The organism is Pseudomonas sp. MM213 (assembly GCF_020423045.1).
In the GTDB taxonomy this organism is placed as follows: domain Bacteria; phylum Pseudomonadota; class Gammaproteobacteria; order Pseudomonadales; family Pseudomonadaceae; genus Aquipseudomonas; species Aquipseudomonas migulae.
Window position 1 is genome coordinate 5,186,069 of record NZ_CP081943.1, and the last position, 13,598, is coordinate 5,199,666.

Sequence of the window (13,598 nt, forward strand, 5' to 3'; positions counted from 1 at the left end):
AATCCATGAGCCGTAAACAGCAATTGCTCAAGCGCCATCGGCGCCAGAAACGCATCGGCCTGCTGGTCGCGCTGGTGCTGTTGATTGCCATCGGCGTGCTGGTGGCCTGGTGGTTGCCGCTGATTCTGGCGGTCCTGGGCTGGATCGCTCACGAAGCATGGTTTGCGGACCATTTGTTTTATTCGCCCAAAGACGATTACGAATACAGCTTTCCTCCCTACACCCAGCAACCCAAGGTTCACCTGGACGGTGAACATTTGCGGCTGGATGATGGCGTCATGCTGGTGGACGACGCGACCCTGGTGCTGGCGTTACGGATCAAAAGTACCTGGCTGGGGCGCTTTCTCGACCCGATAGTGGAATTGTCGGGTGGCGACAGTCCGGACCGGCAAGTCTTTGAGCGCGGTGTGAACGGTCTGCGTTACCTCAACCTCAGCGGCCAGGCGCAGGTTCTGTCCAAAGGCGAGCTGCGTCTGCGCGGGCGTTTCTGTCGATTGCTCGGCGAACCGGTACTCTGGGCGTTCGAACATCCGGATTACAGCAATCGGCGGGTGATGGTGATCGCGCCCCACGCCGACGATGCCGAATTGGCCGCGTTCGGCTTGTACAGCAGTGCCAGCGAAAGCTGGATCGTGACGTTGACCGCCGGTGAAATCGAGGCCAAACACTACCAGCAGATGGGGCTCAAAGGCGTCGAGGCGTCCCGGTTGAAAGGATCGCTTCGCGCCTGGGATAGTATCAGTGTGCCATTATGGGGCGGCGTACCTCAGGAGCGTTGTGTCCAGCTGGGCTACTTCTGTCTGCAGTTGCCAGCCATGCAAAACGCACCGGCCGAGGCCGTGCTGTCGCGCGAGGCGCAACTGGGCGACACCCGCTATTTTCGCCGGTTCAATCCGTTCGCCCTGGGCAGTGATGTGGATGGCGTGCCGTCATGGAACAACCTGGTGGCCGACCTGAAAGAGCTGATCGAGCGCATTCAGCCTCAGGTCATTGTCTTGCCGCATCCGCGCTTCGACCCGCACCCGGATCATCTATGCTCGCAACAAGCGGTGATGCAGGCGCTGGGCGGTACAGCCTGGCAGCCCGAGACTTTGTTGCATTACGCCAATCACCTGCACGATAACGATCGCTGGCCAATGGGCGATGCCGGTGCGGGTGTGGCGATGCCTCCGCAGATCAGTGCTGAAGAGCCGTTGCGTCCCTGGACGCTTTGTCTGTCGGCCGAAAAGCAGTGGCACAAGGCCATGTCGTTGGGCATGATGCACGACCTTCAACCGCGACTTCCCCTCAAGCGTGTACTCCGTCGGGCGATACAACGTTGTCTGGCGGCCAGACACTGGCCGACGTTCGGCGAAAACGAGTTCTTCCGTAAAGCGGTGCGACGCCATGAATTGTTCTGGGTCCATGAGCTGTCGGGAAAGAGAGAGACCAATTGAAAGTTCTGTTTCTGGTACAGAAAGAGCAGCGAGCGATCCTCGATCGGCTGTATGACGGTATTGCCGAGCAGTGCGACTGCGACAAGCGCGAATTGACCAGTGAGGAACAGGACGACTTGCGTGGCTACTTTCGCAAGCACGTAGATGTCTCCCGCTATGACCGGATCGTGTTCTTCCTGCGCTTCAAAAAAGAAATCAGACAGGTGAGGTTCATACAGACCCTGCCCAATCTGGTTATTCTGGAACACGATGCTTACCAGAATTACATTCCGTGCAAGTACACCGGAAAGTTCAGCGCCCATTACCGCAAGTTGCCTTGGGCGCGGGTGATCAGCTCGGGTTACATGGTCAGCCAGCGCCTGTGCGATGAAGGCTTTGACGCGCATTTCGTGCCCAAGGGCTACGATCAGGCGCTGTTGCAGAACCGTCAGCGTGAACGTGACATCGAGCTGGGTTTCGTCGGCAGCCTGAACAGTGTTGCCTATGCCGGACGCAGGGCGATGCTCGAGTCCGTGGCCGAAGTCGAAAACCTGCTGATCACGCGCACCAAGTCGGGTGAGGAATACTGCGAGACGTTGAGCCGGATCCGTTGTTTCGTGAGTGCCGATGTCGGCATGGGCGAATACATGATCAAGAATTTCGAGGCCATGGCCTGTGGTTGTGTGTTGTTTGCTTACGATCAGGGCGAAGAAGAGAATCGCGCATTGGGCTTTGTCGATATGCACAACATTGTGCTTTATCGAACGCGCGAGGAGCTGAGGGAAAAACTTGCGGTGTTGCGTGAGTCCCCGCAACTGACCGAGTCCATTTCATTGGCCGGGCAGGCTCTGGTAGAGCAGCGTTACACCTTCCGCGCCGTTGGGCATGCGATTGTCGACGCCTTGCGCGCGCCGCTACGCGAGCACGTTCCGCTGGGCTGGAAAGAAAAAATACGCTTAACGCTCGGGCTGTGAAGCCGGCGGTAAAACCACTAATGGAGCGGTGTAAATAAATGCTGTTCAGCGAGACTAGCGACATTTCGGTCGTCATCACCAGTTGCGGTCGCTTCGATCTGTTGAAGCGAACCCTGGAGACGTTTGACCGGTTCAATACGGCTCCCATCCGCAGGGTATTCATTACCGAAGACTCCGGCGACAGCGCCGTCGAGGCCTGCATTCCGGAGCACTGGCGGGCGCATACCCGGTTCTTCATCAACAATCCGCGACTGGGGCAGCTACGGTCCATCGATGCGGCCTATGCCGAGGTGCAGACCTCGTGGATTTTCCACTGCGAAGACGACTGGGACTTCTACCGCGAAGGCTTTATCGAAGAGTCCCAATGCTTGCTGGAAGAAGATCCGCAAGCCTTGCAGGTGTGGCTGCGCAGCTTCAATCATGACCTCAAGGTTCACAGTCCTTATGTGTTTTTGAACGAGCGCAAGGTTAGCCATGGCATTCCCTACTATGTATTGGGCTCGCACAAGGCCGACTGGCAGGGCTTTTCCCTGAACCCGGGGCTGCGCCGTCGCGCGGATTACCTGATTCATGCGCCGTATGCCGCGTTTTCCGGGGAGAAAGACTTGTCGCGTCTGTATGCCGAAGAAAACCGCTATGCGTTGATTCTGGAAAACGATGCGGTCCTGCACACCGGTTTCGGTGAGCATGTGGTGGTTCCTCAGGAACGCAAAAACAAGTTGCGGCGTAAACGTCTCGATCGGATCAAGCTGGTCGTGGCCCTTATACTCGGTGTGGCAATAGGTTGGGCAGTCAATGGAATTTAGCGGCATGAAGCCAGGAAAAATCACCCTCACGTCGTATTTTGGATTGGCGCTCTGCCTGTTTCTGTTGAGTTTTGTGGTGGGTTGGTCATCGAAGTGGACCAACAATCTGTTCTACGGACTGATGGTCTTGCCAGGCCTGGTGTTCCTGATCAAGGAAAAGGGCGCGGGCCTGCTCAAGCAGCCGTTGGCGTGGGGGTGGCTGGCGTTCCTTTTGTGGTTTCTGGTGCCTGCTTCGATTGCCGGCGAACCTCAGTTCTTCAAGCACATCTTTTATGTGCTGATGTTTATCATGGTGGCCGGTGCGTTCACCGATCCGCAGTTCTTTCGTAGCCTTGCGTTTGCTCGTGCGCAGTTCTGGATCCTGACGCTGTACATTTTCATTTGCGCGATCTACAGCTGGAGCAGCGGTGAGCTCCCGTTCGGCGCCCGCCTGGCGTTACTGCCGGCACGATTGCAGAACATCATCTATGCGAGCATCTGGCTGTTCTGCTCGTTGGCATTGGTGCTGCCCATCTGGTTCAAAGAACGAAAACTGATTGAAGCTGGCCTGGGTATCGTCCTGTCGCTGTTCGCGGTGATCTTCGTCATGCAAACGCGTACTGCATTGGTGGGGGCCGTGCTCCTCATCGGCTGCTGGTTGCTTTATGGTCTTCACCAGAAACCGCGCCTGATCGGCAGCATCATTGTGATTGGTCTGGTGGCTCTGTGGGGCTTGTACGGGGTGGTGCACAACGAGCTCTGGTTCGAATCGCTCTTGAGCCGAGGCGATTCGTCTCGCGTCGAAATCTTTAACATCATGGTCGGCGAGTGGCACCGTTGCGGCTGGACGCTGGGCTGCGGCATCGGTTTTCACACCGATCAGCTACTCGTGGGCATGACGCCGATTCAGCATCCGCACAATATTTTTGTGGCGCTGGGGCTCTACAGCGGTGCGGTGGCGCTGGTGTTGTTTGTCGCGCTGATGGTGGCTTCACTTTGGCAGGCCTGGCGTCTGCGTGATGCTTGGGGCATGTATCTGGCGTGTGCGTTGGTGATGCTGAACTTCGATGGAAGTTTGCTGATCGGCAACCCTGACGAGTTGTGGCCGCTGGTGTTGCTGCCTTCGGCGATGATTCTCTCGCGTGTATTGAAAGCGCGACGCCAGGCACTGGCGTAATGCCTGACCTTCGCCTCCTCCCCGGAGGCGAAGGTGTCCAGATCATTTTTGCAGGGCGATGCTCAGTTCTTCCGCAGAGCAAACGCTCTGGGTCTGGCCATAATTCTGCATGAACACCTCACCGTGATCGTCGAGCAACCACTGGCGATCCTGCGGGTAACGCACCATATGCTTGAAGTTGCGCAGCCGCAGGGTCTTGCGCAGCGGACGGCGATAGACCCGCATATCGGCAATGTCGATCAAACCCAATTGATGCTCGGGCGTCAGCACGATGTTGCCCAGGTGCGCCGAGCGGAAATAGATCCCGCGCTCATGCAGGGTCGCCATGAAGGCCCCCAACTGGCCGCGCAGCGGATCAGCGTCGCCTTCGTCGTCCAGCAACTGGCGCAGGGTCTGACCCGGTAACGGATCGTAGTGCACGGCATCGCGCTCGATACTTGCGATGCGGTAGACCTGACGAATCGACGGGCAGGGAATGTGCCGTTCACGCAATGCATCACAATTGTCGGCAAAACGTTTGGCGTACGGATACCAGGCGGCCGACGTCAACAGACGCTTGCGGCGGAACAGCTTGAGGATCGAGCCGTCCGTCAACCGCAGCACCTTGTCTCCCGAACCATCCGCTTCAAGGACTTGTGCACCCTCGCGCAGGGCGAGGTATCGGGTGTGGTCAAGCGCTTGCATCAATACTCCGGGGTCGACGCCGTGAGGCATGGATAGCCGGCCATATTACCGCAGCTCAGCGACTAAAATGGCCTGTGTTACACTCGCGGGCTCTTTTCTCATACAACGGGTTCTCATGACTAGCCCTGATTCGCCTGCGCCGTCGAGCTTGAAGATTTACCTGCGCCTGCTGTCGTATGTGCGCCCGTACTGGGGCCTGTTTGCCATCAGTATCATTGGCTTCGTGATTTTTGCCTCGACACAGCCGATGCTGGCCGGGATTCTCAAATACTTCGTCGACGGCTTGAGCAACCCCGAAGCGGTGCTGTTCCCGAACGTTCCCTACCTGCAAGACTTGCAGTTGCTGATGGCTGTGCCGCTGCTGATCATCCTGATCGCGGCATGGCAAGGCCTGGGGTCGTTCCTGGGCAACTATTACCTGGCCAAGGTCTCCCTCGGTCTGGTTCACGACCTGCGCGTCGAACTGTTCAACAAATTGCTGGTGTTGCCCAACCGCTATTTCGACACCCATAACTCCGGGCACCTGATTTCGCGCATCACTTTTAACGTGACCATGGTCACCGGTGCTGCCACGGATGCCATCAAAGTGGTCATTCGCGAAGGCCTGACCGTGGTGTTCCTGTTTGGTTACCTGTTGTGGATGAACTGGCAACTGACCCTGGTGATGCTGGCGATCCTGCCGATCATCGCGGTCATGGTCAGCAGCGCGAGCAAGAAATTCCGCAAGCAAAGCAAGAAGATCCAGGTGGCGATGGGCGACGTGACACACGTGGCCTCCGAAACCATTCAGGGCTATCGAGTGGTGCGCAGCTTCGGCGGCGAAAGCTACGAAGAGCGGCGCTTTGCCGAAGCCAGTCAGGGCAACACCGACAAGCAATTGCGCATGACCAAGACCGGCGCGGTCTACACGCCGATGCTGCAGTTGGTGATCTACACCGCCATGGCAGTGCTGATGTTCCTCGTGTTGTTCCTGCGCGGTGATGCCACCGCAGGTGACCTGGTGGCCTACATCACCGCCGCCGGCCTGTTGCCGAAACCGATTCGCCAGTTGTCGGAAGTCAGTTCGACCATCCAGAAAGGCGTCGCCGGTGCCGAAAGCATTTTCGAACAACTGGACGTCGAGCCTGAGGTCGACACCGGCACCGTCGAGCGCGATCGCGTCAGCGGTCACCTGGAAGTGCGTAACCTGAGCTTCACCTACCCAGGTACCGACCGTGAAGTGCTGAAGAACATCAGCTTCACCGCGGCGCCGGGGCAAATGATTGCGCTGGTGGGGCGTTCCGGCAGCGGCAAGTCGACCCTGGCCAGTCTGATTCCGCGTTTCTATCACCATGAAACCGGCGAGATCCTGCTCGATGACGTAGAAATCGAAGATTACCGTCTGCGTAATCTGCGTCGGCATGTGGCGCAAGTGACGCAGCATGTGACCCTGTTCAACGACTCCATTGCCAACAACATTGCCTACGGCGACCTTGCCGGTGCGCCGCGTGAAGACATCGAAAAGGCCGCCACGGACGCTTATGCGATGGACTTCATCTCGCAAATGCCGCAAGGCCTGGATACTCAGGTCGGCGAAAACGGCGTGTTGCTGTCCGGTGGTCAGCGTCAGCGTCTGGCGATTGCCCGGGCCTTGTTGAAGAACGCACCGTTGCTGATTCTCGACGAGGCGACCTCGGCGCTCGATACCGAATCCGAGCGGCACATTCAGGCGGCGCTGGATCAGGTCATGAAAGGTCGCACCACGCTGGTGATCGCTCACCGCTTGTCGACCATCGAGAAGGCAGACCTGATCCTGGTCATGGACCATGGGGAAATTGTCGAGCGCGGCACCCACGCCCAGCTCCTGGCACAAAACGGCTACTACTCGCGGCTGCATGCGATGGGGCTCGATGCGCCGGCAGAAAACATCGCCTGACCCGACGCGAGGGTGAGCCAGGCTCACCCTCGCGCTCATCGACGTGCAATGCGTCCGGTGAATTGTATCCAGACCTTTACCTTTCTTGACCAAACCTGAATAAATCTCGGCAACGCGCTTGTTAAGGTTCCTGAACGAACTTTGACTTCAATCGAGGGGGCCATCCCCTTCGCGCGGGTGCTGCAATGTTGCAACGTTATCTCTGGAAGCTGTTGCCCAAGACGCAACGGCAATTCTTGCTGGGGCGCCTGTCGGTCGTGGACCGTCAGGTGGTCAATCGGTCGATGTCGGCCAACCTGTGCTTTCCCCGGCCTTTCACACAGCGTTCCTGTCTGTTCATTCACGTCCCCAAATGCGCCGGGAGCAGCGTCTGTGCGGCGCTGTTCGATGGCTGGAGCCCGGGGCACTTGCCCTTGTACTGGTACGAACAGCAATTTCCCGAGCAGTTTGCCGACAGTTTCAAGTTTGCTTTTGTTCGCGATCCGCTGGAAAGGGCGTACTCGGCCTACGCTTTTCTGCGGGGCAACGAGCTGAGCCTGCGCGACCGACCCGCGCAAAAAATGGTCAGCCACTACCGCGATTTCGACGATTTTGTCGCACGTTGGCTGCACCCGGAAACGATCCACCGGCAGCTGCATTTCGCTGCGCAAACGGATTTTCTCACCGATTCCTTCGGGCACCTGGCGCTGGATTTCATTGGCTATCAGGAGCATCTGGAGCGCGACTTTCAGCGCGTGTGCGAGCAGGTGGGCGACGCGGTGCCGCTGCCGCACATCAACAGCTCGCAGCAGCGGCGCACGGCGCCTGCCCGTGACTTCTGCTCGGTGCGCACCCGCCGGTTGGTACGGCGGGTGTACCAGCGCGATTACGAGATGCTCGGTTATGAATGAGGCGCTGTCGATGTCAGTCCCCGGGATCAGGCCTTATGCGTTGTCGCTGTCGATCAACGACCGTGCCGCAATCAAATCGCAGCGGCCGCGCTGCCTCTGGCTGACGGGGTTGTCCGGTGCGGGCAAGTCAACGCTGGCCAATGCTCTGGAGCTGCAACTCAACGAACTCGGGCGGCATACCTTTGTGCTCGATGGTGACAATCTGCGCGCCGGTCTGTGCCGTGACCTGGGGATGGGGGCTGAGTGTCGTCGGGAAAATATCCGGCGCATGGCCGAGGTGGCGAGGCTGATGGTCGATGCCGGCCTGATCGTGATTGTTGCGGCGATTTCGCCGTTTCGGGCCGAGCGTGAAGCGGCGCGGCGCCTGTTCGCCGAGGGCGATTTTATCGAAGTGTATGTGAGCACCTCGTTCGCGGTGTGCGCGCAGCGCGACCCAAAAGGCTTGTACCGGGCGGCCCGGCAAGGACGGATCAAGGATTTCACGGGGATCGACAGTCCCTACGAGGCACCGTTGTGTGCCGAGTGTGAAATCGACACGCAAACGCTGGAGATGGCAGACGCTTGCCGGCGGTTATCGGGTTTATTGCTCAATAAATGAGCAATAAACCCTGCAGAATCATCCCGTTGCAGCCGCCACACAAGCCCACGCCAACCCTGTGTTAATATCCCGCCCCTGTTCATTCTGTATGTGGGTTGCTCCATGAAGTTGTCCATGCCGCGATTCGATCAAGCCCCTGTCTTGGTGGTCGGCGATGTCATGCTCGACCGTTACTGGCATGGTGGTACCTCACGGATTTCCCCTGAGGCGCCGGTACCCGTCGTCAAAGTCGAGCAAATCGAGGACCGCCCGGGCGGTGCCGCGAACGTTGCCCTGAACATTGCCGCCCTCGGCGCACCGGCCTCACTGGTCGGCGTGACCGGCGACGATGAAGCCGCCGACAGCCTGGCCAACAGCCTCAAGGGCGCTGGCGTACGGGCGTTGTTCCAGCGCATCGCGCACCAGCCGACCATCGTCAAGCTGCGGGTCATGAGCCGTCACCAGCAACTGCTGCGTATCGACTTTGAAGAACCCTTCGCCACCGACGCGTTGGCGCTCAGCGAGCAAGTCGATGAACTGCTCGAAGGCATCAAGGTGCTGGTGCTGTCCGACTACGGCAAAGGCGCATTGAGAAATCATCAAGTGCTGATCCAGGCCGCCCGTGCCCGTGGCATTCCGGTGCTGGCCGATCCCAAGGGCAAGGATTTCTCGATCTACCGGGGTGCGAGCCTGATCACTCCGAACCTCAGCGAATTCGAGACCATCGTCGGCGGTTGCGCCGATGAGCATGAACTCGTGAGCAAGGGCGCGCAGCTGATGCACGACCTCGACCTCGGCGCGTTGCTGGTGACCCGCGGCGAACACGGCATGACCCTGTTGCGCCCGGATCATCCGGCGTTGCACCTGCCGGCTCGGGCACGTGAAGTGTTCGACGTGACCGGTGCCGGCGATACCGTGATTTCCACCCTGGCGGCGGCGATTGCCGCGGGCGAGGAATTGCCTCACGCCGTGGCCCTGGCCAACCTGGCGGCAGGCATCGTTGTCGGCAAGCTCGGTACGGCGGCCATCAGTGCCCCGGAACTGCGTCGTGCCATCCAGCGTGAAGAAGGTTCCGAGCGCGGTGTTCTGGGTCTTGAGCAGTTGTTGCTGGCGGTCGACGATGCGCGTGCGCATAAAGAGAAGATCGTCTTCACCAATGGCTGCTTCGACATCCTGCACGCCGGCCACGTGACGTACCTCGAACAGGCGCGCGCTCAAGGCGATCGTCTGATCGTTGCGGTCAACGACGATGCTTCGGTCAGCCGCCTGAAAGGGCCGGGTCGTCCGATCAACAGCGTCGACCGTCGCATGGCGGTGCTGGCAGGTCTTGGTGCGGTGGATTGGGTGATCAGCTTCCCTGAAGGCACCCCGGAAAACCTGCTGCGCAAGGTCAAGCCGGACGTGCTGGTCAAGGGTGGGGACTACGGGATCGACCAAGTGGTCGGCGCTGACATCGTGACCGCCTACGGCGGGACCGTGAAAGTCTTGGGGCTGGTGGCAAACAGCTCGACTACCGCAATAGTCGAGAAAATCCGCAAGTCCGAGTGACACCATAAGAGATCGCAGCCTCGTTTCACTCGACAGCTCCTACATTGGAATGCGATTCCCTGTAGGAGCTGTCGAGTGAAACGAGGCTGCGATTTTTTGCTTTTAAGAACTGACCTTCTTGCGCGGCACAATCTTTTTCAGCAATTGCTTCGCCTTCCCGCGCAACCGCGCCAAACCGGAATCTTTCCCCGGCGGGTTCAAGCCTTGCTGGCGCACCCAATCCTTCCAGCGAATCCGCTCATCGCGCACCAGCCAGCCTTGCTGCTGGGCAAAGCTCTCTGCCAGATACAATCCGCGTGTGCTCGCCGGGTAAAGGTGATCCTTTTTCAGGGTATACAACTCGGCCATCGGCTGGCCGTCCTGCAACGGCATCAGGTACAAGTCGGGGCGCTTGCGGTCGAGGCGGGCCACCAGTTGATCGCCCTCCAGTCGTTCGTCGACATGAAACAGGCTCAGGGATTTGGCTTCCTTGGGCACGTCCAGGCGCAAGTCATAGATCAGTTGCAGCGACGCGGTCGGCAGGTGCACGTAGGCGCGCGGTCGTTCGATCAACTGCAGGTTGGCGCAGCGCACCGGCCGCGCCGAGCCGGATAGCGGCGTCAATCGAAACGGCAACGCCTCGCGATAGTGCAGCGCGGCGGAGTAGGGCGCTGGTAACCAGGTGTCGTTGAAACGCCCGCCGAGCCAGCCTTCCGGCGTTTCCAGCAGGCACTCTTCGGCAATTTCCTGGATGGCGGTGTGCAGCGGCAGGTTCAGTTCGTGGGCCGGCACGTAACCGGAGATCAGCTTGAGCACCACGTCGCCACGGTCTTGCCGACGCTGACGTACCAACACCCAGTAATCGCGGTTCTGCCAATGCAGGGTCAGGCGCACCGAAACCCCGAGATTGGCCAGCTCCACGGCGAACCGTTCGCTGTCAGCCACTGTCACCGGACGGCGACGTTGCAACGTCTGGGAAAAATTCAGCGGCATCCCGACGCTTTGATAACTCAGGCCTTCGGGAGTCGCTTCGACGAATAACGGCAGGGTCTTGAAGTTGCTCGGGTTCTTTCTAATGAGCGTACGCGGCATGTCGGCTCCTGCTTAAGGCCGCGTGGGGCGGCATCAGTTGCTACGTAGGACCTGGGCAACGGTCGCGACGTTGTGGGCGAGGTGCAGCGGATTGATGGTCCCGACAATAGCACTGGCCACCCCCGGATGTTCAAACAACAACTCGAAACTGGCGCGCACCGGATCCACGCCTGGACTCAGGCAGACGTGACCGCTGGCGAGGGCTTTTTTGACCAGGATGGCTTTGCCGTGATCAGCAGCATAGTCAATGACCGGCTTCTCGTTCCGTTCGTTCAGATTGTAGGTGACCATCGCGCAATCACCTTGTTCCAGAGCCTTCAAACCGCCTTCTACGGTTTTGCCGGAGAAACCATAGCCACGAATCTTGCCTTCGGCCTTGAGCGCGGCGAGGGTTGCGTAGACTTCGCTGTCGTTGAGGATCGCCAGGTCGTTGCCGTCGGAGTGCACCAGCACCAGATCGATAAAATCGGTTTCCAGACGTTGCAGGCTGCGTTCCACCGAGAGCCGGGTATGCGCGGCGCTGAAATCGTGGCGGGACAGGCCGTCGGCAAATTCTTCGCCGACCTTGCTGACGATCACCCAGTCCTGGCGTTGACCGCGTAACAACGGGCCGAGTCGTTCTTCACTGCGGCCATAGGCCGGGGCGGTGTCGATCAGGTTGATGCCCAGGTCGCGCGTGAGTTTGAGCAGCATGCGCGCTTCGTCATCGTCGGGGATCTGGAAGCCGTTGGGGTATTTCACGCCTTGATCGCGACCGAGTTTGACGGTGCCCAAACCCAGGGGCGAAACCATCAGGCCGGTGCTGCCCAGCGGGCGATGCAAGTCGTGCAGGGTCGGTTGGCTCATGGCAGCAGTTGCTCCCAGGCCGGGACGCCCATCGGCGGCTTCGGCAACTCGGGCAGCGGCGCGGGATGGCTTGGCTGGATGCCGTCACGTTGCAATGAGCTGATGACGCGGTCGGCAAAGTCCGGCGCCAGCGCCAGTTTGGTCGGCCAGCCGACCAGCAAACGGCCTTCTTCGGCAAGGAAGGCGTTGTCGGGGCGCGTCAGGCCCGATTGCAGCGGCTCGGCGCGGTCCACGCGCAAGGTCGCCCATTGCGCGGTACTCAAGTCGATCCATGGCAGCAACTGGCCGAGTTCTTTTTGCGCGGTGGCAATTTGCTCGGCGGGTTCGCGGGCAACCCCTTCGGCCTCGGCGATATCGCCACCCAGGTACCAGACCCATTGGCCATCGGCGGCCGGATGGGTGGTCACGGTGATGCGCGGCTTGGTGCCGCCACCCAGGCAATGGGCGTACAGCGGTTTGAGGCCGGGGCCTTTGGCGATGATCATGTGCAGCGGTCGACGTTGCATGGCGGGCTTGGTCAGCCCCAGTGCTTCGAGTAGCGCTGCCGTCCCGGCACCGGCACTCAAGATGATGCGTTGGGCGCGGATTTCACGCTCGTCGACCTTCAGGCCGACCAGAACGCCAGCGTCCAGCAACGGCTCGATCGTTTTCCCGGCGAGCAAGCCGTCACCGGCCAGGTCGGCGAGGCGCTGAATCAGGCTCGGCACGTCGATCACCAGTTCTGCCAGGCGATAGACCTTGCCCTTGAAGCGCTTGTCTTGCAGGGCGGGTGGCAATTGGTCGCCCTTGACCTGATCGACGCGGCCGCGCACGGCTTTGCTGGCGAAGAAGCTGGTGAGGTTGCCGGCGATCGTGCCGGGGGACCAGAGGTAATGGGCTTCGGACAACAGGCGCACACCGGACAAATCCAGTTCACCGTCACCGGCCAGGGCTTCACGCCAGCGGCGCGGCATGTCGGCGATGGCTTCCGAGGCGCCGGTCAGGGCGCCATGCAGCGCGTACTTGGCGCCGCCGTGGATGATGCCTTGGGACTTCAGGCTCTGCCCGCCACCGAGGGTGGCGCTTTCCACCAACACGGTCGAAAAACCCTGGCGGCGCAGGCGCGCGTTCAGCCAGAGGCCGGCGACACCAGCGCCGACAATCAAAACGTCGGTGGAAATAACGGATGGCATGCAGCGACCTCAGTGTTCAAGACGAGGGCGCAGTATACAGACTCGAAGAATGGAGGTTTTGCTGGCAATCAATCCATAGCCAGACACAAATCCTGTGGGAGTGAGCCTGCTCGCGATGAGGGCGGTACATTCAGCGGAGATGTTGGCTGACATACCGCAATCGCGAGCAGGCTCGCCCCTACAATGGATTGTGTTTCAGGTCTTAGTGGCCGGCGGTTTTGGAGAAGAGCTGGATGACCACAACGCCAAGCACGATGAGCGCCATCCCGAGCATCGCCGGTACATCCAGCTTCTGCCCGTAGATAAACAGCGCCGCGACGCTGACCATCACGATCCCCATGCCGGCCCACACCGCGTACGCCACACCCACCGGCACGCTGCGCACCACCAGCGTCAGCATCCAGAAGGCAATGCCATAACCGACGATCACCAGAATCAGCGGCAACGGTGTGCTGAAGCCTTTGACCGCTTTCATCGAAACAGTGGCGATCACTTCGGCGCAGATGGCGATGGCCAGGTAGTAGTAAGCGGTCATGGGTGCATC

At 59.8% G+C, this 13,598-nt stretch carries 13 protein-coding genes; 8 read left to right on the forward strand and 5 right to left on the reverse strand.

All coding sequences use genetic code 11. The features are described 5' to 3' along the window. Positions 1-5 precede the first annotated feature (5 nt). From K5R88_RS23655 to K5R88_RS23670, 4 genes are read left to right on the forward strand one after another with little or no spacing between them, the layout of a single operon-like run. Positions 6-1,436, forward strand: coding sequence for a PIG-L deacetylase family protein (locus tag K5R88_RS23655; protein WP_226298470.1), 1,431 nt, complete (start codon positions 6-8; stop codon positions 1,434-1,436). Then, positions 1,433-2,389, forward strand: a complete 957-nt coding sequence (locus K5R88_RS23660) for a glycosyltransferase family protein (protein WP_223450903.1) — start codon at positions 1,433-1,435, stop codon at positions 2,387-2,389. The genes K5R88_RS23655 and K5R88_RS23660 overlap by 4 nt, the downstream gene beginning before the upstream one ends. Positions 2,390-2,427: 38 nt before the next feature. After that, positions 2,428-3,195, forward strand: a complete 768-nt coding sequence (locus tag K5R88_RS23665; RefSeq protein ID WP_223450901.1) for a glycosyltransferase family 2 protein — start codon at positions 2,428-2,430, stop codon at positions 3,193-3,195. A 4-nt stretch (positions 3,196-3,199) separates the two neighbouring features. Next, the gene (locus tag K5R88_RS23670; protein WP_223450899.1) at positions 3,200-4,351 is read left to right on the forward strand and encodes an O-antigen ligase domain-containing protein; all 1,152 of its coding nucleotides are present in this window, start codon (positions 3,200-3,202) and stop codon (positions 4,349-4,351) included. 42 nt (positions 4,352-4,393) lie between these two features. Here K5R88_RS23670 and K5R88_RS23675 read toward each other — a convergent pair whose 3' ends face one another. Beyond that, a complete protein-coding gene (locus K5R88_RS23675; protein WP_223450897.1) occupies positions 4,394-5,035 on the reverse strand; it encodes a toluene tolerance protein in 642 nt (213 codons plus the stop codon). Between the two features lie 115 nt (positions 5,036-5,150). Here K5R88_RS23675 and msbA point away from each other — a divergent pair, with 115 nt between their 5' ends. The 4 genes from msbA (at position 5,151) to hldE (ending at position 9,965) form a co-directional block, all read left to right on the forward strand. Continuing rightward, positions 5,151-6,950: a lipid A export permease/ATP-binding protein MsbA gene (msbA, locus tag K5R88_RS23680; protein ID WP_223450895.1), complete on the forward strand. Its 1,800-nt coding sequence runs from the start codon at positions 5,151-5,153 to the stop codon at positions 6,948-6,950. A 185-nt stretch (positions 6,951-7,135) separates the two neighbouring features. Further along, a complete protein-coding gene (locus tag K5R88_RS23685; protein ID WP_223450894.1) occupies positions 7,136-7,840 on the forward strand; it encodes a sulfotransferase family 2 domain-containing protein in 705 nt (234 codons plus the stop codon). Continuing rightward, on the forward strand, positions 7,833-8,438 hold the full coding sequence (gene cysC, locus K5R88_RS23690) for an adenylyl-sulfate kinase (RefSeq protein WP_192226909.1): 606 nt from the start codon (positions 7,833-7,835) through the stop codon (positions 8,436-8,438). Before K5R88_RS23685 ends, cysC begins: the two co-directional genes overlap by 8 nt. Positions 8,439-8,540: 102 nt before the next feature. Next, complete coding sequence (hldE, locus tag K5R88_RS23695; RefSeq protein WP_226298471.1) at positions 8,541-9,965, forward strand: bifunctional D-glycero-beta-D-manno-heptose-7-phosphate kinase/D-glycero-beta-D-manno-heptose 1-phosphate adenylyltransferase HldE; 1,425 nt, start codon at positions 8,541-8,543, stop codon at positions 9,963-9,965. A 102-nt stretch (positions 9,966-10,067) separates the two neighbouring features. Here hldE and K5R88_RS23700 read toward each other — a convergent pair whose 3' ends face one another. The 4 genes from K5R88_RS23700 to K5R88_RS23715 form a co-directional block, all read right to left on the reverse strand. Beyond that, on the reverse strand, positions 10,068-11,036 hold the full coding sequence (locus K5R88_RS23700; RefSeq protein WP_008040396.1) for a hypothetical protein: 969 nt from the start codon (positions 11,034-11,036) through the stop codon (positions 10,068-10,070). Between the two features lie 33 nt (positions 11,037-11,069). Then, positions 11,070-11,882 carry an aldo/keto reductase gene (locus K5R88_RS23705; RefSeq protein WP_008040399.1) on the reverse strand — a complete coding sequence of 271 codons (813 nt, stop codon included), beginning with the start codon at positions 11,880-11,882 and terminating at the stop codon, positions 11,070-11,072. Continuing rightward, positions 11,879-13,054 (reverse strand): NAD(P)/FAD-dependent oxidoreductase, encoded by a 1,176-nt coding sequence (locus K5R88_RS23710; RefSeq protein ID WP_192226910.1) that lies wholly within the window; start codon positions 13,052-13,054, stop codon positions 11,879-11,881. The genes K5R88_RS23705 and K5R88_RS23710 overlap by 4 nt, the downstream gene beginning before the upstream one ends. A 202-nt stretch (positions 13,055-13,256) precedes the next feature. Further along, the gene (locus K5R88_RS23715) at positions 13,257-13,589 is read right to left on the reverse strand and encodes a DMT family transporter (protein WP_008027887.1); all 333 of its coding nucleotides are present in this window, start codon (positions 13,587-13,589) and stop codon (positions 13,257-13,259) included. Positions 13,590-13,598: the final 9 nt, after the last annotated feature.